The 23,052-nt window shown below is 68.8% G+C and carries 20 protein-coding genes; 10 read left to right on the top strand and 10 right to left on the bottom strand.

From position 1 onward, the window contains the following. Positions 1-42: 42 nt before the first annotated feature. From ABD927_RS00990 to ABD927_RS00975, 4 genes are all read right to left on the bottom strand, one after another. Positions 43-675, bottom strand: a complete 633-nt coding sequence (locus ABD927_RS00990; RefSeq protein WP_345245399.1) for an energy transducer TonB family protein — start codon at positions 673-675, stop codon at positions 43-45. A 79-nt stretch (positions 676-754) separates the two neighbouring features. Next, positions 755-1,165, bottom strand: a complete 411-nt coding sequence (locus ABD927_RS00985; protein ID WP_345245397.1) for an ExbD/TolR family protein — start codon at positions 1,163-1,165, stop codon at positions 755-757. 11 nt (positions 1,166-1,176) lie between these two features. Continuing rightward, positions 1,177-2,946, bottom strand: a complete 1,770-nt coding sequence (locus tag ABD927_RS00980; protein WP_345245395.1) for a DUF2341 domain-containing protein — start codon at positions 2,944-2,946, stop codon at positions 1,177-1,179. 58 nt (positions 2,947-3,004) lie between these two features. Then, on the bottom strand, positions 3,005-4,633 hold the full coding sequence (locus tag ABD927_RS00975) for a ShlB/FhaC/HecB family hemolysin secretion/activation protein (protein WP_345245393.1): 1,629 nt from the start codon (positions 4,631-4,633) through the stop codon (positions 3,005-3,007). A 331-nt stretch (positions 4,634-4,964) separates the two neighbouring features. Here ABD927_RS00975 and ABD927_RS00970 point away from each other — a divergent pair, with 331 nt between their 5' ends. Next, on the top strand, positions 4,965-5,333 hold the full coding sequence (locus ABD927_RS00970; RefSeq protein ID WP_345245390.1) for a hypothetical protein: 369 nt from the start codon (positions 4,965-4,967) through the stop codon (positions 5,331-5,333). Positions 5,334-5,389: 56 nt separating this feature from the next. On the opposite strand, the gene ABD927_RS00965 is transcribed toward ABD927_RS00970, so the two are convergent. Beyond that, positions 5,390-6,187: a hypothetical protein gene (locus tag ABD927_RS00965; RefSeq protein WP_345245389.1), complete on the bottom strand. Its 798-nt coding sequence runs from the start codon at positions 6,185-6,187 to the stop codon at positions 5,390-5,392. Positions 6,188-6,627: 440 nt separating this feature from the next. Between ABD927_RS00965 and ABD927_RS00960 the strand changes: the two genes are divergently transcribed. Next, on the top strand, positions 6,628-8,853 hold the full coding sequence (locus ABD927_RS00960; protein WP_345245387.1) for a phosphocholine-specific phospholipase C: 2,226 nt from the start codon (positions 6,628-6,630) through the stop codon (positions 8,851-8,853). A 68-nt stretch (positions 8,854-8,921) separates the two neighbouring features. Here ABD927_RS00960 and ABD927_RS00955 read toward each other — a convergent pair whose 3' ends face one another. Continuing rightward, complete coding sequence (locus tag ABD927_RS00955; RefSeq protein WP_345245385.1) at positions 8,922-9,890, bottom strand: Bug family tripartite tricarboxylate transporter substrate binding protein; 969 nt, start codon at positions 9,888-9,890, stop codon at positions 8,922-8,924. 275 nt (positions 9,891-10,165) lie between these two features. On the opposite strand from ABD927_RS00955, the gene ABD927_RS00950 reads away from it, so the two are divergent. Beyond that, on the top strand, positions 10,166-11,578 hold the full coding sequence (locus tag ABD927_RS00950; RefSeq protein WP_345245383.1) for a UbiD family decarboxylase: 1,413 nt from the start codon (positions 10,166-10,168) through the stop codon (positions 11,576-11,578). A gap of 52 nt (positions 11,579-11,630) precedes the next feature. After that, positions 11,631-12,620, top strand: a complete 990-nt coding sequence (locus ABD927_RS00945) for a Bug family tripartite tricarboxylate transporter substrate binding protein (RefSeq protein WP_345245381.1) — start codon at positions 11,631-11,633, stop codon at positions 12,618-12,620. A gap of 40 nt (positions 12,621-12,660) precedes the next feature. Here the strand turns inward: ABD927_RS00945 and ABD927_RS00940 are convergent, their stop codons facing one another. After that, the gene (locus ABD927_RS00940; RefSeq protein WP_345245379.1) at positions 12,661-13,632 is read right to left on the bottom strand and encodes a LysR family transcriptional regulator; all 972 of its coding nucleotides are present in this window, start codon (positions 13,630-13,632) and stop codon (positions 12,661-12,663) included. Between the two features lie 177 nt (positions 13,633-13,809). Here ABD927_RS00940 and ABD927_RS00935 point away from each other — a divergent pair, with 177 nt between their 5' ends. The 4 genes from ABD927_RS00935 to ABD927_RS00920 are packed head-to-tail and all read left to right on the top strand — an operon-like array spanning position 13,810 to position 17,527. Further along, positions 13,810-14,775 (top strand): Bug family tripartite tricarboxylate transporter substrate binding protein, encoded by a 966-nt coding sequence (locus tag ABD927_RS00935; protein WP_345245377.1) that lies wholly within the window; start codon positions 13,810-13,812, stop codon positions 14,773-14,775. Between the two features lie 28 nt (positions 14,776-14,803). Then, a complete protein-coding gene (locus ABD927_RS00930; protein ID WP_345245375.1) occupies positions 14,804-15,922 on the top strand; it encodes a TauD/TfdA family dioxygenase in 1,119 nt (372 codons plus the stop codon). Then, a complete protein-coding gene (locus tag ABD927_RS00925; RefSeq protein ID WP_345245373.1) occupies positions 15,919-16,734 on the top strand; it encodes an aspartate/glutamate racemase family protein in 816 nt (271 codons plus the stop codon). The genes ABD927_RS00930 and ABD927_RS00925 overlap by 4 nt, the downstream gene beginning before the upstream one ends. A gap of 43 nt (positions 16,735-16,777) precedes the next feature. Beyond that, positions 16,778-17,527 (top strand): SDR family NAD(P)-dependent oxidoreductase, encoded by a 750-nt coding sequence (locus tag ABD927_RS00920; RefSeq protein WP_345245371.1) that lies wholly within the window; start codon positions 16,778-16,780, stop codon positions 17,525-17,527. A 56-nt stretch (positions 17,528-17,583) separates the two neighbouring features. Here ABD927_RS00920 and ABD927_RS00915 read toward each other — a convergent pair whose 3' ends face one another. The 3 genes from ABD927_RS00915 to ABD927_RS00905 form a co-directional block, all read right to left on the bottom strand. After that, positions 17,584-18,684 carry an AbrB family transcriptional regulator gene (locus tag ABD927_RS00915; protein ID WP_345245369.1) on the bottom strand — a complete coding sequence of 367 codons (1,101 nt, stop codon included), beginning with the start codon at positions 18,682-18,684 and terminating at the stop codon, positions 17,584-17,586. Positions 18,685-19,104: 420 nt separating this feature from the next. Next, positions 19,105-20,004: a TauD/TfdA dioxygenase family protein gene (locus ABD927_RS00910; protein ID WP_345245367.1), complete on the bottom strand. Its 900-nt coding sequence runs from the start codon at positions 20,002-20,004 to the stop codon at positions 19,105-19,107. A gap of 26 nt (positions 20,005-20,030) precedes the next feature. Further along, positions 20,031-21,026 (bottom strand): Bug family tripartite tricarboxylate transporter substrate binding protein, encoded by a 996-nt coding sequence (locus ABD927_RS00905; protein WP_345245365.1) that lies wholly within the window; start codon positions 21,024-21,026, stop codon positions 20,031-20,033. Between the two features lie 243 nt (positions 21,027-21,269). Between ABD927_RS00905 and ABD927_RS00900 the strand changes: the two genes are divergently transcribed. Both ABD927_RS00900 and ABD927_RS00895 read left to right on the top strand, forming a co-directional pair. Next, positions 21,270-22,247: a LysR substrate-binding domain-containing protein gene (locus tag ABD927_RS00900; RefSeq protein ID WP_345245363.1), complete on the top strand. Its 978-nt coding sequence runs from the start codon at positions 21,270-21,272 to the stop codon at positions 22,245-22,247. Between the two features lie 62 nt (positions 22,248-22,309). After that, positions 22,310-23,050, top strand: a complete 741-nt coding sequence (locus tag ABD927_RS00895) for a GntR family transcriptional regulator (RefSeq protein WP_345245361.1) — start codon at positions 22,310-22,312, stop codon at positions 23,048-23,050. Positions 23,051-23,052 lie beyond the last annotated feature (2 nt).

The raw sequence follows: 23,052 nt of genomic DNA, 5'->3' as shown, positions 1-23,052 counted from the left end.
CGTTCACGAAAGTTGAGGATTGGGAAACAGCGTTGGCGTTCGTCACGGCCGGCGCCCCCTGACGGTCATGTGCAGCGGAAACGGCATGCCCGGGGGCGGCCGCTCGTCGCAGCGGAACTCCTGCACCATGGCCAGCACGGCGGCATCGATTTCCTTGCGTCCCGTACCCTTGACCAGTTCGGCGCGGGTCGTCCTGCCCTCGGAGTCCAGCCACACGTCGAGGCGGATGTCGTCGAAGGCCAGCGTCTTGGTGCGGTCGTCCCGCGCCAGCTCGCGCTGCAGCGAACTCGAAACGTAGGCGCCGTAGGAGCCATTGCCGGGACCGCCGCGCGGCATCCCGGTGCCGTTGGCGCCGCCGCCGTCGCCGGACAGCGCGCCGTAGGCGTCCGTGCCGGCCTGGGCGTCGCCGGCGATGGTCACCGGGTTCATGTCCTGCGAAGGATTCGGCGGCGCCTCTTCCTTGGTCTGCTCCAGCGGCTTTTCCGGCGTCGGCTTGGGCTCGGGCTCCTCGGGCTGCACCTTCTCCGGTTCGGGCTCGGGCGGTTTCTCGGGCGGCGGGGGCGGCGGCAGCATCAGCATCGGCGTGGCGGCCACCTCGCGCCGCTTGACGGCGGTATCCGTCAGCAGGTGCCAGAGCAGCGCCCCGACCGCCGCGACCGCAACCACGGCGATCACGGGGCCTTGCCAGCGGCGCCGGGACCGGCCCGGGCGCTCGTCGGGAAGAGTTGGGTCGCGACGGTTCACGCTTCCTCCCTCAGGCCGGTTTGCCCGTTACGAGACCGATCTGGGTGAGTTCGATGCGCCGCAACAGATCCAGCACCTCCACCACCTTCGCGTACTGCACCGACGCGTCGCCGCGCACGATCACCGGGAAATCCGGCGTCAGGGCCTTTTGCGTGCGCAGGCGCTCCTCGAGCTCCGGCAGCGTGACCGGATAGGCGTCGAGGAAGACCTGGCCCGCGTTGTCGATCGTGATTGCCTTGGTCTTGGGCTTCTCCAGCGCGACGGTGGAGCTTGCCTTCGGCAGGTCGACCCGGATGCCCGGGATGCTGGCGTTGCTGGTGAGGATGAAGATGACCAGCACGACCAGCAGCACATCGACGAACGGCGTTACGTTGATGCCGTTGACGCGCTTCTTGGCGCCGAACTTGGCTGCGTTTGCCATGATCCGGGTCCTCAGGCCCGCTGCAGGGAGCGGACCTGGCGGCCCTCGCCCTGCTCTTCGGCGAGACGGGTCGAGAATTCATCGATGAACACCGCCATGTCGGCACCGATGGCTTCCGAACGGGAGGCCAGCCAGTTGTAGCCGAACAGGGCGGGGATCGCGACGGCCAGGCCGGCGGCGGTACACAGCAGCGCGGCGGCCATGCCGGGCGCCACCGAGTTGATGTCCACGGCCCCGGCCATCGCCGCCACCACGAACACCAGCATGATGCCGAGCACCGTGCCCAGCAGGCCCACGTAGGGCGCGCCTTCGATGGTGGTCGACAGCCAGCTCATGCGCTTGCCCATGTTCTCGGATTCGCGCACGGCCACGCCGTCCATCGCGGCGCGGATCGCGCTGATGGTGGCGTTCGACACGGCGTTCAGGTCGTAGCCGCGTTCCTGGCGGCGGCGCATTTCGGCGATGGCGACCTCGTACAGGCGCCACAGCGTCGAGTCCTGCCGGATGTCCTGCGGCACGCGGTTGCCGCTGGCCAGCTCGTCGAGCGGCGCGCCGGCGGCCTTGCGGAAATGCGCCATGAAGTCGGCGTTGGCGCGGGCGATCGCGCCGTAGCTGCGGCCCTTGGCGATCATGATGACCCACGAGATGACCATCAGCACGCCCAGCACCGCCACCACCACCCAGGCGTCGACCGGCATCGCCGACAGGATGAAGCCGAAGTAGCTCTTGCCGGCCTGCTGCTCGTCGGCGCCCATCACCACCAGGCGCGAATCGGCGCCCTGGGCGATGGCGTCGGCCAGGATCAGCGCGTCGGGACGCGCGACCTTCGACAGGCGCACTTCGTCGATGGCGCCGGTGAAGGCGGCCAGCGGGGTGGCGGCATCCGGCACGTCGCCGCCCACGGCCGGGGCCGAGCTCAGCGCCGGCAGGCTGGCGGCCAGCGACACGGTGGGACGGCCGCCCACGTACAGCGCGGCGTTCTGGCCGTCGACCTTGACCGCCAGGTGCGACCACTGGCCGGCCTGGATCGGCTGGCCGGGCGCGCTGCGCTGGCCGTTGATCTCGACGAAGGGCACGCCCTGGTCGAGGCCGATCAGCAGCTCGTTGGCGCCGTCGCGGCGGGCGAAGATGGCTTGCTGCGGGCCCAGCTGCTCGGGACGGACCCAGGCCGAGAAGGTGAACGACGAACCGGCGGCGGTGGCCAGCGACGGCGAGGCGGGCAGCATCAACGGCTGCTGGCCCATCTGGGCGCCCTTGCCGATCACGGTGCCGTCGATGCCGATCACCGGGGTCTGCGCGTGGTTGCCGTAGGCGGTGGTGTCGCGGGGCGGCACGCCGCTCTCGGCGAAGTGGTAGACCAGGGTGTAGTTCGGATCGAAGGTCAGCTGGCCGTTGCCGCCGGCCGGCGCTTTCGGATTGCCGTAGTACATGTAGATCTGCTGCGGCGCGCCGGCCGACACGTTCGGCACGTCGACCCAGATCAGCGCGATGCCCAGCAGCGGGTCGAACTGTTCGATCTGGTGGTTCAGCACCGTCTTGTCGTCGCCGGCGACGAAGCGCAGGTCGGCGCCGCTGTCGCTGACGCCCTGGAAACTGAAGTTGCCGGTGTGCAGGCGCACCAGGACCGGCGTGCGGCCGGCGTCGCCGCCGAGCGCGCCGCCCTGGGGACCGGCGTCGATGGTGATGGGCTTGCGGTAGGCCCAGTCGGGCTGCCACCAGGCATTGGCCAGGCCCGGCAGGAGCGTGCTCAGCAGCGTGAGCAGGAACAGAATGCGTCGCATGACAGAAGATCTCCGAAGGCGCGAATACGAAAAATGGGTGGATCCGGGTGAGGGGCCGTCAATAGCTGGCGTTGATGCTGAAGTTCAGGCGGGCGTCGTGGCGCTCCGTGCGCGGCCCGGCCTTGAGCGGGTAGCCCAGGTCGAGCCGGCCCGACAGGCGCTCGCCGACACGAAAGCTGGTGCCCAGCCCCACGGACGCCAGCGTGAAGCTGTCCTGCTGCTCTTCCAGCGCCTCGCGCAGCCGCAGGCGGGCCGCGTCGGCGAAGACGTAGGCGCGCCAGTTCTGGATGTTCGAGCCGAGGAAGGTCAGGGGCGGCGAGCGCAGCTCGACCGAGCCGACCGCGCCGTAGTCGCCGACCGCCTCGACCGCGAGATAGCCACGCACCGAGTTCATGCCGCCGCCGGCCAGCTGCTCGGCCGACACCAGCGGCGAATCGGTCATCTGGCCCGCCAGGCGGACGAAAAGCTGGATATCGTCGGCGAAGCTGTAGGTGGCGTTGCCGTCGCCCTTGAGCGCCAGGAAGTAGCCCGGCGACTTGTAGCGCTTGTTGTCGAACTCGCGCCAGTTGCTGCCGTAGCCGAACAGGCTGCGCGTGCCGCTGACCAGCGACAGGTCGAGGCCGTACTGGCCGCGCTCGGTCTGCAGGAAGCCCTGGTATTCGAGGGTGATCGGCGCGTACTTCAGCGGCACGCTGTCGGCGGTCGCGCCCAGGCTCAGCGCTTCGTCGCTCTGCTTGAAGTCGAGTCCGATGCCGAACGAATGCCACCAGTTGCCGGTGTCGGGCACCGTGTAGTTGGCCTTGAGCCCGATCGAATGGCCCTTGCCCAGCACGTTGGTGCCGCCCAGCGTGGCGATGTTGCTGTCCGACTTGTAGGCGTCGACCTCCAGGCTCCAGTCCGAGCCGCGCAGCGGCGCCACGTACGAGCCGGAAAACACCTTGCTCTGGCTCATGTCCTGCGGCGCGCCGACGAAACTCAGCGACAGGCTATGGCCGAGCTGCCACAGGTTGTCGTTGCCGATGGTGGCGTTGAAGCGCAGCGGCTTGGTGTCGGGGCTGTAGTCGTTGTTCAGGCCCACGCTGGCGCGCCATGGCGTGCTGTCGTCGACCTTCAGGTCGACGTCCATGGTGCCCGGCAGCTGGCCCTGCCTGACCAGCGGCATCACCTGCCGCTTGGGGCTGCGGTTGAGCGCGGTCAGCTCGGATTGCGCCTGGTTGAAGTCGGGTACCTCGCCCTCCTTCAGCGCCGGCACCTGCTCGCGGATCTCGCTGGGCGAGTTGTACTGCGCGCCGACCACGCGCACCCGGCCGACCTTGGTTTCGCTCACCTGCAGCAGCACCACGCCGTTGGTCACCTGCTGCTCGGGCAGGTCGACGTAGACCGATTGATAGCCCTTGGCCTGATAGGCCGCCAGCAGGGCGTCGCGCGCGCCCTCGATGTCCTTCATGGTTTTCTGCGGGCCGAGGAACGGCGTCACCGCCGTCTCGATCGCGCGCGCGTCGAGCACGGTATTGCCGCGCACGACGTATTCATTGATATCGACCGGCCGCGACGCCTCGGCCGGCGCCGGCATCCCGGCCGGGGCGGCCGTCTGCGCCAGGGCGGCGCCCTGTATTCCCAACCCCAGCACTGCCAAGCTCACCGCCTTCAGGTAACGCGGCGCATCGTTCTTCGTCAGGTCACGCATGTGTTGAACCCAGTTCTCATGATCAAACCGCTGTCGTGGTCTGCGCCTACCCGCGACACGCGGACGGGACCGAATCCACCGGGGGCGCCGCCATGGTTACGATTGGTCATGTCGACGCCGCGCACGAATGCCTAGACGGTTCGCGCGAGCCGTGACTGCCGTTTGTCACAAAAACTTCATGAAGGGGCGCGGACGGCCGCCGGACGGGGGGTGTCCGGGGTTTGGCAACGGGGCGCGTCTGTCATCATGGGGAGGGCGCGGGGCCTCTACACTTCCAGCCATGAGCCGCTCGCGCAGCCACCCCTCGCGCAAGACTCGAAAGGAGAACACCATGCGCATCCGCCACGTCATCGCCTGCGCCCTGTTGCTGGGCGGCGGCGCCGTCGCCGCCGTGGCGTCCGAATCCGCCGGCGCGCCGCGGGCCGGTCCGAGCTGCTTCGACGTCGAAGTCAACGGGCAGCGCGCGCAATCCTACGAATGTCTGACGCAGAAGATGATGCCGGCGCCGCAGCCGCAGGGCGACGCCCAGGCCACGATGCGGTCCGAACAGATCGCGCAGCGTCCGGCCAACCAGCTCGGCCTGGCCAATCGCGCGGCCACCGCGGTCCGCATGGGCAATACCTTCGGCAAGTCGGTCTATCCGCAGCGCCCGCCCAACGCGGTGCAGCACGCGCCCATCATCCCGGGCCGCCAGCCCTGAGGCGGCAGGCCTTATAGGCCTTATAGGCCTTATAGGCGTTACAGGCGTTACAGGCGTTACAGGCGGCCGGCCGACACGCCGGCCAGCCAATCGCGAACGGTATCCAGCACCTGCGGCTCGATGCCGGCGAAGCCGTGCGGCGCGCCGCCGCCGCATTCCTTGCCGTCCGACCGCGCGCTCGACACGGCGCGGAAATCGAAGCCATTGCGGCGCGCCATGCCGCGCGCCGCCGCGAACGGCGATACGCTGCAGCCATCGTTCTCGTTCGCCAGCACCAGCACCTGCGCCAGCCCGCCGCGCCAATGCATGCCCGACAGGCCCGGCTGGCTCCTGGTGGCCACCGTGACCGGCGACGTCATGACATAGGCGTCGGCCAGCGCCGGGTCGCGCGCCAGCACATTGCCCACCGTCACGGTGCCGCGGCTGGTTCCCATCAGCGCGATGCGCGCCGCCGGATAGCGCGCGCGCAGCAGCGCCACCGCGGCGGCGACGTCCTGCCTCGCGGCATCGCTCAGCCGGAACGTGTCGGGCATGCCGGCGGCATGGTCCGCCGGCGCATCGAACAGCGCCGCCGCCATGCCGGCGCCGGCCCAATACCCCTGCGTGCGCACCAGGAAGTTGCCGCGCAGCCGGCGCGGCCCCGCTTCGTCCAGATCGAGCGCGCCGTCGTGGCCGGCGAACAGCACGACCGCCCAGGCCGGCGACGGCGCCCCGTCCACGAACAAGGGTTCGGCGATGCCGCGCGGACTAGCCGCCTCGATCCGTTCGCCGCCGCGGGCGGAACCGCAGCACAAGGACAGCAGCACCGCCGCGGCGGCAAGATGTTTCGCGGAGTAAGGGAGGAGTCCGGTCATGACTGGGCCAGCGGCGGGGAAAGGGCGGGCCGCCACCCTGGCCGCGGCGCCGCGAGCCAGCAACGGCGGGGGCGCAGGGAAGGCGGGGCAGCGCCATTGTCCGCCATCGGTGCCGTGCCGGCCATGCGCTGCAAGATTGCTGACAAACAGCTGTCAACGCGGCGTCAACTGCGCTTCATACGATTCGCCGCGACCCGGTTCCGGGATCGCCCCTCCTTCATTCGACGCTCAAGCCATGGCCCTCCTGCACCCCACCACCCGCTACGCCGTGACCGTGCTGCTCGCCGCCTGTCTTTCCGCCTGCGGCGGCGACGACTCCCCGCCCTCCGACACGCCGCCGCCGACGGGCTCGGACCCGGGGTCCGGCGACGGCCCCGGCACGCCTGCTCCCTCGATGCGCTGCGCGCCCTGATCCCTTTCACCTTCGACGCCACCCGACCATGACCTCCCGCCGCCAATTCCTCCGGGCCGCCGCCGGCACGGGCTTCGCCGCCGCCGCCCTGGCCGCCTTCCCGCCCAGCATCCGCCGCGCGCTGGCCATCCCCGCCAACAACCGCACCGGCACCATCCAGGACGTCGAACACGTCGTCATCCTGATGCAGGAGAACCGCTCCTTCGACCACTACTTCGGCACGCTCAAGGGCGTGCGCGGCTTCGGCGACCGCATCACCATCCCGCTGCCCAAGGGCCGCAAAGTATGGGAGCAGGAACGCTCCGACGGCAGCGTGCTGACGCCCTATCACCTGGACGGCACCAGCAACAACGCGCAGCGCGTATCGGGCACGCCGCACAGCTGGTCCGACAGCCAGGCCGCCTGGGACAACGGCCGCATGGCCCGCTGGCCGGTCGCCAAGACCAACACCTCGATGGGCTACTACAAGGAACGCGAGATCCCGTTCCAGTTCGCGCTGGCCAATGCCTTCACGCTGTGCGACGCCTACCACTGCGCGATGCACACCGGCACCGACGCCAACCGCTCGTTCTTCCTGACCGGCACCAACGGCCCGGCAGCCGGCGCGGCCTTCGTCAACAACGAATGGGACTGGATCGACGGCCAGGCCGCCACCGCCGACCGCGGCTACACCTGGAAGACCTATGCCGAGCGCCTGGAACAGGCGGGCGTCAGCTGGATCAGCTACCAGAACATGCCCGACGAATGGGGCGACAACATGCTGGGCGCGTTCCGCTCCTTCCGGCATGCCAACATCGCCTCCGGCTATCCGGTGTCCAGCGGCGGCGAACCCGGCGTGCCGTACGCGTCGACCGGCCAGGCGCTGCCCTACCACGCCTACGACCCCGCCACCGACAACGCGGGCAACCCGCTCTACAAGGGCATCGCCAACACCCTGCCCGGCAGCCGGCCGGAAGAGTACCTGGACGCCTTTCGCCGCGACGTGCGCGAAGGCCGCCTGCCTCAGGTATCGTGGATCAACGCGCCATCGATCTACTGCGAGCACCCCGGCCCGTCCAGCCCGGTGCAGGGCGCCTGGTTCATCCAGGAAGTGCTGGACGCGCTCACGGCCGTGCCCGAGGTCTGGAGCAAGACCGTCCTGTTGATCAACTTCGACGAGAACGACGGCTACTTCGACCATGTGCCCTCGCCCTCGGCGCCCGCCCGCCTGCCCGGCGGCGCGCTGGCCGGCAAGACCACGCTGGCCGCCGACGCCATGCAATTCGAATATTTCGACCACCCTGCCCCGCCGGGCAGCAGCGGCCAGCCCGCGCCGGACGGCGGCGTCTACGGCCCCGGCCCGCGCGTGCCGCTGTTCGTCGTCTCGCCATGGAGCCGCGGCGGCTGGGTCGACTCGCAGGTGTTCGACCACACCTCCATCCTGCGCTTCCTGGAAGCCCGCTTCGGCGTGGCCGAGCCCAACATTAGCCCTTACCGCCGCGCGGTGTGCGGCGACCTCACCAGCGCCTTCAACTTCGAAACGCCCAACGACGAAGCCCTGCCCACGCTGGGCGGCCGCAGCACGCGCGATGCCGCCGACAAGTTGCGGGCCGACCAGCAGGCGCTGCCGGCGATGCCGCTGCCCGCCGATCCGCAACTGCCGATCCAGGCCAGCGGCACCCGCCCCTCGCGCGCCCTGCCCTACGAGCTGCACGCCAGCGCGCGCTGCGGCGCCGACGGCAAGGTGAAGCTGCTGTTCGCCAATACCGGCTCGCAGGCGGCCGTGTTCCACGTGTACGACGGCCACCACCTGGACCACGTGCCGCGCCGCTACGCGGTCGAGGCCGGCAAGACGCTCGACGATACCTGGGATGCGGCAACCGACAACGTCGGCCTGTACGATCTATGGGTGCTGGGGCCCAACGGCTTCCATCGCCACTTCAAGGGCGACGTCAACCGCATCGCCGGCGCCGGTCCTTCGCCCGAGATCCGCGTCTGCTACGACATCGCCAATGGGCATGTGTATGCCGAGCTGATGAACCTGGGCCAGGGCAGCTGTCGGTTCACGATCAAGCCGGTGGCATACCGCCAGGACGGCCCGTGGACGGCCGCCGTCGCCGCCGGGGAGACGGCCTCGCAGCATTGGGAGCTGGACGACAGCGGAAGGTGGTACGACTTCGAGGTGACCTGCGACAGCGATCCGCGGTTCTACCGGCGGTTCGCCGGACGGGTGGAGACCGGGGAACATTCGGTCAGCGACCCGGCGATGGGGTAAGGCACATCGCCGGCGGCGGCCGGCCCCCCCCCCCCGGGGCCATCCGGCCGCCCGCCGGGCCGCGCGCCTTATTGCGGCTCTACGCCGGCATCCTTGACGATCTGCCCATAGCGCTCGGTTTCCTTGCGCAAGAACTCCGCGAACGCCTCCGGCGGCCGGCCGTCGGGCTCGAAGCCGCCTTTCACCAACACGCTCTGCACATCGGGCGCCTTCACCGCCTTGGCGACCTCGGCGGCGATCTTGTTCACGATCTCCGGCGGCGTGCCGGCGGGGGCGAACCAGCCCGCCCACGTACCCATCACGACGAAATCGTCGATCCCGGCTTCCTTCATCGTCGGCACGTCGGGGAACTCCTTGGACCGCTCTTCCCCCGTGAAGGCGAGCAGCCGGATCTTGCCCGCCTGCAGGTAGGCCGGCACCGTGGGCGGCGACAGCATCATGGCGTCGACCTGGCCGGCCGCGATGGCGTTCAGCGCGCCGGCGCTGCCCTTGAAGGGAACGTGCAGCATGTCGATGTGCGCCTTCTTGGCGAAGCCGGCGGCGGCCAGGTGCAAGGCGTTGCCGATGCCGGGCGAGCCGTAGGTCAGCTCCTTGGTGCGCGCCAGCTTGATCAGTTCGTCGACGCTGTTGACGGGCAGGCCCTGCCTGACCACCAGCAGATAGCCGGTTCCCACGGCCACGTTGGTGATCGGCACGAAACTCTTGAAGATGTCGTACGGGATCTTCTTGTGGATGAAGTTGTTGATGACGTAAGACGGCGAGGTGTGCAGGATGGTGTAGCCGTCGGGCGCCGCCTTGGCCGCGTCGGCGGTGCCGATCAGGGCGTTGGCGCCGGCCTTGTTGTCGACCACCACGCCCCATTCGGACTGCTTGTCGATCTGGGCGGCCACCACGCGCGCCAGCGTGTCGATGGTGCCGCCGGCCTCGTAGGGCACGACGAGCCGGATCGGCCGGGTCGGATAGTCGGCCGCGTGGGTCGCCGTGCCGAGCAGCGCCAGCGCGCCCGCCATCAGTAATCTGTGAATCGCCACAGGCATTTTCGTTGTCTCCGTTCGTTCTGGATTTGTGTGCGGGCCGCGGCCACGCCGGCTCTTCCCGCGCGTGCGACGTGAGCCAGCCGGCAATATAGGCAGACTCGTTCCGGGGGACCCTACCCTCGAGTGCGACCCCCTACCCGTGCGTCGGATTTTTGCCGGCGGCCCGCACCGGCGCCGACAAAAGCCGACTCTGGGGTAGGCCATGCGACTGGGCGGTAGGGCGCCGCCGCGCGCCGCTGACTATCATTGCGGGTCCTTCCCCGGAGCACGACACAATGGCAAGCATTTCCACGGAACCGGGCCGCAAGCCCGTCACCACCCTGCGCGAGTGGCTGGACCGCCTGGCCGCCGCCGACCGGCTGGCGCTCATCCAGCCCGGCAAGTCGCTGCAATACGAACTCGCTGCCATCGCCTCGAAGCTGGACGGCCGGCAGGCCACGTTCTTTCCCGCGCCCGGCGGCCACCGCATTCCCGTGCTGTCCGGCATCGTATCGCGGCGCGAATGGATCGCCGACGCGATGGGCGTCCCCTCCAGCCGCCTGCTGCAGCGCTACCAGGAAGCGGTGGCCCAGCCCGTGCCGTGCCGGGAAGTCGGCGAAGCGCCGGTGCAGGAAGTCGTGCACCGCGACGACATCGACATCGGCGCGCTGCTGCCCGCGCCGGTGCACAACGAACACGACGGCGGTCCCTACCTCACGGCGGGACTGCTGATCAGCGCCAACCCCAACACCGGCCGCCAGAACGTATCGATCAACCGCTGCCACCTCAAGGGCGGCAACCGCATGGGCGTATCGGTTTCGTCGCGCGACACCGGCACCTTCCTCAGCCTGTGCGAAAAGGCCGGCAAGCCGCTGCCCATCGCGATCGCCATCGGCGTGGACCCGCTCACGCTGATGGCGTCTCAGGCCCTGGTGGCGATGGACCAGGACGAGCTCGAAGTCGCCGGTGCCCTGCGCGGCGAGCCGGTGCGCGTCGTCAAGTGCCTGACCAATTCGCTGCGCGTGCCGGCCGATGCCGAGATCGTGCTGGAAGGCCGCATCCTGCCCAACGTGCGCGAGCCCGAAGGCCCCTTCGGCGAATTCACCCAGTACTACGGGCCGCGCGGCGACCGCTTCGTGATCGAGATCGACGCCATCACCCATCGCAGCGACGCGATCTTCCACACCATCATCGGCGGCGGCACGGAACACGTCCTGCTCGGCGCGGTGGCGCGCGAGGCCAGCTTCCTCACTTCCATGCAGCGCGTCTTCCCCAACGTCACCAACCTGCACCTGGCGCCGGGCGGGGTCGGCCGCTACCACCTCTACGTGCAGATGAGAAAAACGCACGAAGGCAGCGCCAAGAACGTGATCTTCAGCGCGTTCTCGATGCACCACGACGTCAAGCAGGTGATCGTGGTCGACGAAGACATCGACATCTTCGACCCGCAGGAAGTCGAATGGGCCGTCGCCACCCGCTTCCAGGCCGACCGCGACCTGATCGTGGCCGCCAACTGCCGGTCTTCCAGGCTGGATCCGACCTCGCGCGGCGGCGTGGGCTCCAAGCTCGGCCTGGACGCCACCAAGCCGGTGGATGCGCCGCCGGAACAGTTCCTGCGCATCGGCGTGCCGGGGCGCGATACGGTGGACGTCGACGCGGCCCGGTCGGCGACCGCGCCGGGCGCTTGGCGGCAAACCTATTCGGCGTAACGCCTCCAGGAAACTGCCCCCCGCACGCAACAACTAACACAAGGAGACTCACATGAAGGCATTCCGCCACTGGAAGCTCTGGGGCTGCTGCGCACTGCTGCTGAGCGCCATGGCGGCGCCGGCCGGCGCCGCAGAACCGGCCTGGCCCAGCCGTCCCATCCGCCTGCTGGTGCCCTACGCCGCGGGCGGCTCCACCGACATCGCCAGCCGCCTGATCGCCCAGAAGCTGTCCGAGAAGCTCGGCCAGCCGGTCGTGGTGGAGAACCGGGCCGGCGCCGCGGGCTCGGTGGGCGCGGCCTATTTCGCCAAGGCGGCGCCCGACGATCACTACTTCATGATGATCACGCCGTCGCAGCTGTCGATCAATCCCTACCTGTACAAGACCGACCTGGGCTACGACGCCGAGAAGGATTTCGTCGCCATCGGCCTGGCCACGCAAACGCCGAACGTGATCGTGACCGCGCCGTCGCTGAACGTGCATACGCTGGGCGAGCTGATCGCCTACGGCAAGGCGCACCCCGGCAAGCTGGCCTATTCCAGCGCCGGCATCGGCAGCACCGGCCATCTGCTCAATGAACTGATCAAGACGCAGACCAAGACCCAGATGCTGCACGTGCCCTACCGCGGCAACGGCCCCGCGATGCAGGCGCTGCTGGCCGGCGAGGTGCAGTTCAACACCGACAACATGCCGCAGCTGCTGCCGCAGATCCAGGCCGGCAAGGTGCGCCCGATCGCGGTCACGTCCACCAAGCGCTGGTTCCAGCTGCCCGACGTGCCCACCGTGGGCGAGGCCGGCTACCCAGGCCTGGTCACCAGCGTCTGGTTCGGCATGGTCGGCCAGGCCAGCCTGCCGCCGTCCGTCGTCGCCAGCATGAACAAGGCGCTCAACGCGGTGCTGACCGATCCCGCCTTCGCGGAAAAGCTGAAGGAATACAGCCTGGAAGCCAATCCCAGCACGCCGGAACAGATGACCGCCCATATCCGCGAAGAAGCCAAGCGGTGGTCGAAAATCATCAAGGACTCCGGCGCCACGGCAGAGTAAGGCGCATGGAGCGCCGGGCGGCAAGGCCTGCCCCGCGCGCTCAAGCCCGCCGCCTGCGGGCCTTCGCCACCGGGGCCGCGGGGGCTTCGAAAACGGCGGCCAATTCGCCGATGCTCCTCGGCACTTCGGCAAGCAGCATCTCGATCAGGGCGCGCACGCGAGGCAGCTGAAAGCGGCGCTCCCCATACAGCAGCCATACCGACGGCCCCGCCACCCGGTATTGGCGCAGCACCGGACGCAGCTTGCCGCCGCGCACGGCATCGGAAGCGATGTAATCGGGCACCAGCGCAATGCCGGCGCCGTCGATCGCCGCCAGCAGCAATGCCCGCCCATTGTTGACGTTCAGTCTTCCGGAACGATTCCACACCACCGTCTGCCCCTTGGCCGACGTGAACTGCCACGGCCGGTAGCGATCGGTCTGCGGCACGTAGTAGGCCATGCAGTGGTGCCCCGCCAAGTCGTCGGGCGTGGCCGGCTCGCCGTGGCGCTTCAGGTAGGCGGGCGAGGCCACCGCGACGTGCCGGGAGTCGCACAGCTTCCTGGCGATGAGCCGGGAATCGCTGGGCGGACGCAGCCGTATCGCGGCGTCGAGCCCTTCCTCGGCCGGGTCGGCCGAACGGTCGTTCAATTCGACGTCGACCGACAGCTCCGGCATTTCATTCGTGAGCCGGGTCAGCAACGGCATCACGACCACCTGCCCGAAGCTCACCGGCGCCTGCAGGCGCAGGCGCCCGCTGGGCTTGGCCAGGCTGCTGCTGAGGACGACCTGGGCCTGCTCCACGTCGTCGAGGATCTGGCGGAACTGGCCCAGCAGCGCCCTCCCCTCGTCGGTCAGGTGCAGGCTGCGGGTGGTCCGGTTGACCAGCCGGCATCCCAGCCTGGACTCCAGCCGGATCAGCGACTTGCTGATGCCCGACGTCGACATGCCCAGCCGCGCCGCCGCCTCGGTAAAGCTGCCGCATTCGGCCACTCGCACGAACACTGCGATGGCGTGGAGAGAGTCGAGAGTCATTGTGGACAGGAATTCCAAAGTGTTGTGAGGAACTGCCGCTTTTTTGGACCAAGTTGCAACGCTTAGCATAGTGTCCATCGGCCGGACGAAGCGCAACAAAAGCGCACGGCCGGCGCCGCCGTCACAGCGCGGCGCCCGGCCCACTACACGTACCGGCATCTCCAAAGGAGGAGGCAAATGAGGAAGCTCGTTCAGCAGCTGCTATTGATCGCGTCCGCCGCGCTGCCGCAGGCGGTGCCGGCCCAGGATTTCCCCAGCAAGCCCATCCGGCTCCTGGTCGGCTTCACGCCCGGCGGCGCCACCGACCTCATCACACGCACGCTGGCCCAGGGGCTGACGGAAGTCATGGGCCAGCCGATCGTCGTGGAAAACATTCCGGGCGCGTCCGCCACGCTGGCCACCCGGAAGGTCGCCGAAGCCGAGCCGGACGGCTACACGCTGCTGATGATGACGTCGAACGATCCGGTGCAGTCGGCGTTGCACCCCGGCCTGCCCTACAAGCTGGAAACCGACATCACGCCCATCTCGCAGGTGGCCATCGGCGCCTACATCCTGACCACCAATCCATCGGTGAAGGCGGGCAACATCGCCGAGCTGATCGCCTTCGCCCGCGCCCATCCCGGCAAGCTCACCTACGCCTCGCCCGGCGTGGGCTCGGCCCAGCACCTGGCCGGCGAACTGTTCAAGTCCATGGCCAAGGTCGACATCCTGCACATTCCCTACAAGGGCGGCGGCGAAGTGATGAACGCGCTGGCGGCCGGGCAGGTCGACATGACCTTCGGCGCCCTGCCGCCCAGCCTGCCGTTCATCCGGGCCAACAAGGTGAAGGCGCTGGCGGTGACCACCGAGCACCCGATATCGAGCCTGCCCGGCGTGCCCACCCTCAACGACTCGGGGCTGGCCGGCTACGACCGCGCCGGCTGGTTCGCGCTGACCGCGCCCAAGGGCCTGCCGCGCGACCTGGCGCTGAAGATCAATCACGCCGTGGCCCAGGCCCTGCGCATGCAGACGGTCAAGGACGCGCTCGGCAGGCAAGGCCTGGAGCCGCAGCCCAGCACCCCCGAACAACTGGCCGCCTTCATCCGGCGCGAGCTCAAGCAGGCGTCGACGCTGATCGAACTGGCCGGCGTGAAGATCGACTAGCGGCGCGCAAGACCTGGAGCGACATGCAATGACAGACCACATCAAGCCGCTCGAAGGCCCGTCGGTATGGCACGGCGCCGACCTGCTGCGGCGGACCGACTGGATCGAAACCCTGGCGCAGCACGAGATCGACGAAATCCTGGCCGCGGCGCAGGCCGCCGCCGACACGGGGCTGGACCTGTTCGACATCCGCAAGGAACACTTTCCGCTGCCGCGGCTGGCCGAACGGCTCGCCGCCATCACGCGCAAGCTCGAAGACGGCCCCGGGCTGCTCGTCATCAGGGGCCTGCCGGCGGCATCCATGACCGCCGCCCAGATCCGCTACGCCTATTGGGGCATCGGCCTGCACATGGGCATCCCCGTATCGCAAAGCGGCAAGGGCGAGCTCATGGCGCAGGTCAGCGACATCGGCGTGCGCTTCGGCGCGCCGGGCGCGCGCGGCTTTCGCTCCAACCAGGCGCTGCCTTTCCATACCGACCGCTGCGACTACGTCGGGCTGCTCTGCGTGCGCAACGCCCTGTCGGGCGGCTGGAGCCGCATCGTCAGTTCTCCCGCCGTGCACAACGAGATGCTGCGGCGCCGGCCGGACCTGGCCGAAGCCCTCTACCAGCAGTTCTACATGAGCTGGCAAGGCGACGAAGCGCCCGGCAGCAAGCCGTACTACGCGGCGCCGATCTTCGGCATCCGCGACGGCCTGTTCTCGCTGCAGCTAGGGCCGTCGTACATCCGCGTCGCGCAGGAAAAATGGCCCGAGCTGCCGCGCCTGACCGCCAGCCAGATCGAAGCGATGACCATGCTGCAGGAGATCGCCGCCGAACTCGAACTGACGGCGCCGTTCGCCATCGGCGACATCCAGTTCCTCAACAACCACGTCACGATGCACGGCCGCACCGCGTTCGAAGACGACGAAGATCCCGCCAAGCGACGCATGCTGCTACGCTTATGGCTGTCCTCGCCGATCGGGCGGCCCCTGCCGCGCGAAGCAGAAACGCTGTGGGGGGCGGTCGAGCCGGGCCAGCCGCGCGGCGGCGTGCCGGCCAAAGACGGCTGGTGGCGCAACGTGCTGGCGCGCGACCGGACCGGGCGGGACGGCACGCTCCATCTAACCGGTGAACACGATCAACGCGGCGAGGCGGCGACATCATGAAACTGTGGTACCAGGCAATGGTGGGCGAGGAGCTGTGGGGCGAATACCCGGCGGCGCTGCGCGCCATCATCGACAGCGTGAAGGATCCCGGCACCACCGTGGAAGTGCACGGCATCCGCAAGGCGGGCGGCGCGGGCACGCAGTACCGCTATCTCGAATACATACAGACCGGCGAGATCCTGGAAAATCTCCACCAGGCCATGCGGCAGGGCTTCGACGGCTTCCTGATCGGCAACATCGCCGACCCGGGCGTGCGCGAAGCCCGCGAGATCGCCGGCTTCCCGGTGCTCGGCCTGTGCGAAACCTCGATGTACGCCGCCTGCATGATGGGCGCCACCTTCTCCTTCGTGTCGATCAACGAGAAGTTCAATCCGCGGCTGCGCGAGAACGTCGTCCGGGCCGGGCTGGAAAGCCGGCTGGCCGGGATCCATCCGATGCGCATCGATCGCACGCTGGACATGGACAAGGGCTTCTCCGACCCGGCGGTCCGGCAACGGATCGTCGACCGCTTCCTCGAAGCGGCCAATACGGCCGTGGGCCAGGGCGCGGAAGTCCTCATCCCGGCGGGCGGCGTCCCGATGGCCGTGCTGGCGCAGGCCGGCGTCCACGCCGCCTCCCGCTCGGCGGCCGTGCTCAACGGCATCGTCGCGCTGGTCAAGATGGGCGAGGCGGCCGTCAAGATGGACAAGATCATGGGCGGCCACTTCATCAGCAAATCGCTCAGCTACGCCCCGCCGGGCCGCGGCCAGATCAAGGAATTCCGCCGTCTCTACGGCCACGTATATCCCACCGTCGAGGAGGACGACGCATGACCCATCCCGGCCGCCACGGCAGCTCGTACGAAAGGAAGGGCCGATGAACAGGGAGCTCGAAGGCCAGGTCGCGCTCGTCACCGGCGCGGCGATCAATATCGGCCGCGCCATCGCGCTGTCGCTGGCCGACGCCGGCGCCAGCGTCGCGGTCAACACGCGCCAGTCGCGCGAACCGGCGCAGGCAGTGGTGGACGAGATCCGGGCGGCGGGCGGCAGAGCCGGCCTGTTCATGGCCGACATTACCGATGCCGGGGCCGTCAAGGCCATGGTCGACGATGTGGTCGGCACGTTCGGCAGGCTGGACATCCTGGTGCTCAACGCCTCGGTCCGCCGCGAAGTGCCCTTCGTCGACATGGACTTCGACGAATGGCGGCGGACGATGTCGACCACGCTCGACGGCTCGTTCCACTGCCTGAAGGCGTCGATCCCCCACCTCATCGCCGCCGGTGGCGGCAACATCGTCACCCTTGGCGGCGACACCACCCTCGACGGCGCCGTCAGGAAAGCCCACAACTCGGCCGCCAAGGCCGGCCTGGCAGGCCTCGGGCGCAGCCTGGCGAAGGAACTCGCGCAGTTCGGGATCCGCGTGAACATGGTGTCGCCCGGCGACATCAAGACCACCCGCCCCGCGCACCGCACACCCCGGCCGGAAGTGCCGCCGCACATCCCGCTCGGCCGCTACGGCGAACCCGACGAAATCGCGGCGACCGTGCGCTTCCTGTGCGGAGCGGGCGGGGCGTTCATCACCGGCCAGGTCATTCACGTGAATGGCGGCACGCTGCTGGGGAATTGACCGGGCGCGGGCGTCGGCGGCCTCGCCCGCCGGATCGGTGCCCCGCCCGCCGCCGGCTACGTACCGGCGGCCGGCCTTGGGGCGCCGATGCGGACGGCGATGAATTTCGCCATTGCCGGACCGATCAGCATCACGACGCCGAAGCGCATCATCTGCATCGTCATGACGAAGGGCGCGTCCACGTGGGTGGAGGCCGAGATGATGGCGACCGAATCCGCGCCGCCGGGGCTGGTGGCCAGGTAGGCCGTGAGCGGATCGACGCCGGCCGCCAGCACGAACACCGCCGCCAGCGCGCCGCAGGCCGCGATCAGCGCCAGCGTGCTGACGATGATGGCCGGCAGCGCGCCCAGCGCGTACACCAGCAGCGGCCGCGTGAAGCGCAGGCCGATGCGCCAGCCGATGAAGGCATAGGCGGCCGCCAGCAGCCAGTGCGGCAATTCGATCGTCATCACGCCGTGGGCAGTCAGCAGCATGCCGAAGATCACCGGCACCAGCAGCGCCGCCGATGGCATGTTCAGCCGGCGGGCGACGAACGGCCCGGCCGCGGCCAGCGCCAGCGTCTGCGCGAAAGGCAGCCATGCGATGGCCGGGAACCACTCCACCGCATGGGCCGCGTGCAGCGCGGCCGCCCCCGTGAACTTGGCGATGGCCGAGGCGATCCCGGCCACCAGGATCACGCGCGTGTATTGCATCAGCGCGACGATCTGCGCATCGGCACCGAAACTGTCGGCCATCAGGATCATGACGGAAGCCGCGCCCGGGCTCAGCCCCCACACCACGGTGGTGCCCGGCAGCACGCGCAGGCGGGTCATCAGCCAGCCCAGCGCGCCGCAGGCCGCGATCACGGTCAGCACGCCGGCCGCCAGCAGCGGCCAGTCGCCGGCCGTCCATGAGGATATCGGCAAGGCGGTCGCGATCATGCAGCCCAGCACGCCCTGAGCCGCGGCGAAGGCCTGCCGGGGCACCTGGATGCGGGCGCCGAAGAAGGCGACCGCGATGCCGCCCAGCATCGGCCCGAGCAGCAAGGCGGCCGGCATATCGGCCCAGGCCAGGACGGCGGAGAAAACGGCCGAGACGGCGATCAGGAGGACCCACTGCGCGGGCGCGGCGAGCTTGGCCGCCTCGGGCGGCGGCAGGTGGACGTCCGGCTTGGTCATGGCGCGACGCTCGGCGCACAGGCTGGCGAATGGCCGTTTCCCGGGCGCAGGCACGGTGGAGAGAGGTTGCGCATAGATGCTCTTCGGGGGGTGAAACCGGACGGGCGGCCAAGCCTGGTCGGGGTCGGCGCGTCGTCAGTATACTGGTTTACCCCAGGTCCGGGCTACGGCATTCCCCGCTACGGAACGAAACGGCCCGCCGCGCGGGCCGGCGCCTGGGCACCACATGGCCAGTCCCGTCAGGTACAGCGCCGGCAGCGCCAGCCCCGCGAGAAACATCGCCGCCTGCCCGGCGCCGCCAACAGGAAGACAGGCAGCCATTTCCCGCGGCGCGCCGCCCGCGCGCCCACGACTGCGTAGCCGCCCTGCGCCACGTTGCCGCTGGCCATGGCAGCCAGGGCGGCCGTGGGCAGATGCCCGTCAGGCCGCGATTCCCTGCGCGGCGGAGGCCGGGCTCAGGATGGTGGTGCGGTGCATGCGGCGGCGCTGGCCGGCGCCGAAGTCGGCGATGGCCAGGTGGATCGACGAGCAGTTGTCCCAGATCACCAGGTCGCCCTCGCACCACCGGTGGCGGTACACGAACTCCGGCTTGACCATGTGCGCGAGCAGTTCGCCGATCAGTTCCTGCGACGCCTCCCGGCTCCAGCCCTCGATCTCGATCGACATGCCCTGGCTGAGGTACAGGCACTTGCGGCCCGTGAACGGGTGGACGCGCACCAGCGGATGCAGCACGTCCGGGAATTTCGCCTGGACCTTGAGCCGCTCTTCCTGCGACATCTGGCTGTGGTCGCGCTGCAGCTTCCGCTTGCGCTCCACGCTGGCCGCGTAGCTGTTGCGCACCCGCAGGCCGTCGATGGTCTTCTTCATTTCCGGCGACAGGGCATCGTAGGCCGCCTGCGTGCTGCCGAAGCAGGTGTCGCCCAGCGGCTCGCCGTTCTCGTCGCGTGGCACCTCCAGCGCGTAGAGCAGCGAGCAGCGCGGCGGATTGGGCACGTAGCACATGTCGCTGTGCCAGGCCCGGCCGGCGTCCGCCATGCCGATCGGCTTGCCGTTCTCGACCACGTTCGAAACCACGAAGATCTCGGGATAGCCGGGCAGCAGATAGGTCGCGATGCCGTAGCGCTCGGTCGGGCCGAAGCGGCGGCTGAACGCCACGTGCTGCTCGGGCGTGAGCTTCTGGTTGCGCAGGACGATCACGCCGTACCTGTTGAAGGCGTCCTCGATCGCCTTGAACTGCTCGTCGGACACGCCGGCGGCGATATCCACGCCCATGACCTGGTGGCCGAGCGGCGCGGACGAAAACGCAATGGGCAGGTTCATCTCAACATCTTCCTCAAGAAATTCGATCAATCGATCTGCGCCCCGGATATCTTGATCACGCGCGCATAGCGGGTGGTTTCGGACTGGATGTAGCGGGCGAACTCTTCCGGCGTGTCGCTGGCCGGCTCGACCCCCATCTTCTTCAGCCTTTCCACGATGTCGGGCATCTGCATGACGGCATGCAATTCCTGGCTCATGCGGTCGATCGCCTCCGGCGGCGAATTCGCCGGCGCCAGCACGCCGTTCCACGAGCTGGCGACCACGCCTGGGTAGCCCAGTTCGGTCGTCGACGGCAGGTCAGGCAACAGCGTGGTGCGTTTCACGCTCGCCACGCACAGCGCCTTCAGCTTTCCGGAATTCACATAGGGCAGCGCCGGCGGAATCGTGGTGAACATGAATTGCACGCGGCCGGCCAGCAGGTCCACCAGCGCGGGGGAGGCGCCCTGGTAGGGCACGTGCGTCATGTCGAGCTTGGCCTCGATCTTCAGCATCTCGCCGGCCAACTGGATCGAGCTGCCGTTGCCGGTGGAGCCGAAATTGATCTTGCCGGGCCTCGCCCGGATGTACTCGACCAGTTCTTCCAGCGAGTTCGCGGGCACCGAAGGGTTCATGACCAGGATCAGCGGCAGGTCGGCCACCAGGCTGATCGGGGAAAAATCCTTCACCGGGTCGTAGGGCAGGTTTTTCACCAGCGACGCATTGATCGCGTGCGTGGTGGCGGTCCCGAACAGGAAGGTATAGCCGTCCGGCCTGGCGTTGGCCACGAATTGCGCGCCGATCACCGTGCCGCCGCCGGCCTTGTTGTCCACCACCACGCCCTGGCCCAGGCGGGGCGCCAGTCGCTCGGCGATCAGGCGCGCCACGATATCGGCCCCGCCGCCGGGCGGCAGCGGCACCACCAGGCGGATCGGGCGCGTGGGCCAGGCGTCGGCGGCGAATGCCGCCCGCGTGAGACAGGCGGATCCGCCCATGGAAAGCAATGCCCCAGCGACAAAGCCCCGGCGCGATAGATTGACCGTCATCTCGTTTCCTCCTTTCGGCGGCCGGGCGGTCTCCCGGATGTTCCTCCGGGTAACGCCGCGCGGCCGGTTGTTGTGCATGTCGTCGATGATCCCTTCCGCATGGCCTCGCGCGGAAACCCGGGGCACACCTCCTTCTTGCGATGCCTGACGCACCGCTGTTGCGCACTATAAGGAGATTGAAACATGCAAACAAATGCCTTTATCCTAGCCATCCATACGTTCAAGCTATGACCAAGGCGTGGCATGACACTGCAGCAGATGCGTTATTTCCTGGAGGTGGTCCGGCTGGGCTGCAACATCACGCGGGCCGCGCAGGCGCTGTCGATCGCCCAGCCCAGCCTGTCGCGGCAGATGCAGTCGCTGGAGCGCGAAATCGGCGTCGACCTGTTCGTGCGCGAGAACAAGCGGCTCATCGGGCTATCCGAGCCCGGCGAACAAGTCCATCGCATCGCGTTGCGGATGGTTCTCGACGCCGAACGCGCACGCAGCGTGGGCGCCGAGTTCCGCCAGGAACACACCGGCATGCTCACCATCGCCACCACGCACACGCAGGCGCGCTACGCCCTGCCCGCGGTGGTGCGCGCCTTCTCCGCCCGGTATCCGAACATCGCGCTGCGGCTGCGGCAGGGCACGCCCACCGAGGCCGCGCAGATGGTAGTCGACGGCACGGCCGACCTGTCGATCGCGACGGCCCCGCCCGACCCCCATCCAGACCTCGTATTCCTGCCCTGCTATACGCTGCCGCGCATCATCCTCACGCCGGTCGGCCACCCCTTGATGCGCTACCGTCCGCTGACGCTCAAGCGGCTGGCCGGCTTCCCCCTGATTACCTACGACTACTCCTTCAGCACCCACTCCAAGATTCTAGAAACCTTCGCGCGCGAGAATCTCGCCCCGTCGGTCATCATCAACGCGATCGACGCGGACGTCATCAAGACCTATGTAGAGCTGGGAATGGGCGTGGCGATCGTGCCGTCCCTGGCCTTCGACAGGCAGCGCGACAAAGGCCTGCGGGCGCGCGACGCGAGCATGCTGTTCCAGCCCAGCACCATCCAGATCGGCCTGCGGCGCGACGGCTACCTGCGCAGCTACACGGCGTCGTTCATCGAATTGTTCGCGCCGCACCTGGAAAAATCCATCCTGCCGCGGGCGCTGCTGGATCCGCAGTCGATCCCGATGCCGGGCACGCTGCGGGCGTTCAAGCCGCTGCCCAAGCGCTAGGCTTTCTTGCATTGACAAGACAGCCATGGCCTTTATAGAGTTACTCCTATAGAGGACTGAATGTGACTGCCAAGATTTCCCCGATCCCCGCCGAGACCGCCGGCCTCGCCCGCTACGCGGCGCTCGCCAATGCGCTGCAAAGCCGCCTCGTGCAGGGCGAGTGGCCCGCCGGCTGCGCGCTGCCGTCGGAACAGACGCTCGCCAGCGAACACCAGGTGGCCCTCGGCACCATGCGCCGGGCCCTGCAATTGCTCGAAGAAAGAGGCCTGGTCGACCGCATCCACGGCAAGGGCACCTTCGTCCGCCACGGCCTGGCCGGCGCCACGATGCTGCGGTTTTTCCGCTTCGGCCAGAACCACGGGGAAGTGCCCGCCTCCACCATCCTGTCGCGCAAGACGACCACGGCAAACGCCGAGGTGGCCGCCGCGCTCCAGATCCCGGTCAAGAGCGACGTGCTGGCCATCCAGCGGCTGCGCGCCTACGACGGCGAGCCCTGCCTGCTCGAGGAAATATGGCTGCCGCTGGACCGGTTCGAAGCGCTGCGCGACCTCGATCCGTCCCAATGGGCGGTCCTCCTGTACCCCTTCTATTACGAAACGGCCGGCATCCAGGTCATGCGCGCCGTCGACCAGATCTCGTTCGCGGCCCTCACCGCCCAGCAGGCGCGCCGCCTGAACCTGCCCGCCGGCCACCCTTGCGCCGTGGTGCGCCGCGTGGCCACCGACATCCAGGGCAGCATCGTGGAGTTCCGCATCTCGCGCGGCGATGCCTACGCGTTCACCTACTCGGCCACCATCACCTGACC

This window comes from Pigmentiphaga soli (genome assembly GCF_039541095.1).
Lineage (GTDB): Bacteria > Pseudomonadota > Gammaproteobacteria > Burkholderiales > Burkholderiaceae_B > Pigmentiphaga > Pigmentiphaga soli.
The sequence above is the reverse complement of the archived record's forward strand: the minus strand, read 5'-3'. Positions and strand labels throughout refer to the sequence as shown.

Bases quoted from the DNA above. Each gene is read 5' to 3' on its own strand.
- ABD927_RS00960 (WP_345245387.1), top strand. From the start codon at position 6,628: ATGACCTCCCGCCGCCAATTCCTCCGGGCCGCCGCCGGCACGGGCTTC.
- ABD927_RS00945 (WP_345245381.1), top strand. From the start codon at position 11,631: ATGAAGGCATTCCGCCACTGGAAGCTCTGGGGCTGCTGCGCACTGCTG.
- ABD927_RS00980 (WP_345245395.1), bottom strand. From the start codon at position 2,946: ATGCGACGCATTCTGTTCCTGCTCACGCTGCTGAGCACGCTCCTGCCG.
- ABD927_RS00955 (WP_345245385.1), bottom strand. From the start codon at position 9,890: ATGCCTGTGGCGATTCACAGATTACTGATGGCGGGCGCGCTGGCGCTG.
- ABD927_RS00985 (WP_345245397.1), bottom strand. From the start codon at position 1,165: ATGGCAAACGCAGCCAAGTTCGGCGCCAAGAAGCGCGTCAACGGCATC.
- ABD927_RS00915 (WP_345245369.1), bottom strand. From the start codon at position 18,684: ATGACCAAGCCGGACGTCCACCTGCCGCCGCCCGAGGCGGCCAAGCTC.
- ABD927_RS00925 (WP_345245373.1), top strand. From the start codon at position 15,919: ATGAAACTGTGGTACCAGGCAATGGTGGGCGAGGAGCTGTGGGGCGAA.
- ABD927_RS00950 (WP_345245383.1), top strand. From the start codon at position 10,166: ATGGCAAGCATTTCCACGGAACCGGGCCGCAAGCCCGTCACCACCCTG.
- ABD927_RS00930 (WP_345245375.1), top strand. From the start codon at position 14,804: ATGACAGACCACATCAAGCCGCTCGAAGGCCCGTCGGTATGGCACGGC.
- ABD927_RS00900 (WP_345245363.1), top strand. From the start codon at position 21,270: ATGACACTGCAGCAGATGCGTTATTTCCTGGAGGTGGTCCGGCTGGGC.
- ABD927_RS00935 (WP_345245377.1), top strand. From the start codon at position 13,810: ATGAGGAAGCTCGTTCAGCAGCTGCTATTGATCGCGTCCGCCGCGCTG.
- ABD927_RS00940 (WP_345245379.1), bottom strand. From the start codon at position 13,632: ATGACTCTCGACTCTCTCCACGCCATCGCAGTGTTCGTGCGAGTGGCC.
- ABD927_RS00970 (WP_345245390.1), top strand. From the start codon at position 4,965: ATGCGCATCCGCCACGTCATCGCCTGCGCCCTGTTGCTGGGCGGCGGC.
- ABD927_RS00965 (WP_345245389.1), bottom strand. From the start codon at position 6,187: ATGACCGGACTCCTCCCTTACTCCGCGAAACATCTTGCCGCCGCGGCG.
- ABD927_RS00910 (WP_345245367.1), bottom strand. From the start codon at position 20,004: ATGAACCTGCCCATTGCGTTTTCGTCCGCGCCGCTCGGCCACCAGGTC.
- ABD927_RS00920 (WP_345245371.1), top strand. From the start codon at position 16,778: ATGAACAGGGAGCTCGAAGGCCAGGTCGCGCTCGTCACCGGCGCGGCG.
- ABD927_RS00905 (WP_345245365.1), bottom strand. From the start codon at position 21,026: ATGACGGTCAATCTATCGCGCCGGGGCTTTGTCGCTGGGGCATTGCTT.
- ABD927_RS00975 (WP_345245393.1), bottom strand. From the start codon at position 4,633: ATGCGTGACCTGACGAAGAACGATGCGCCGCGTTACCTGAAGGCGGTG.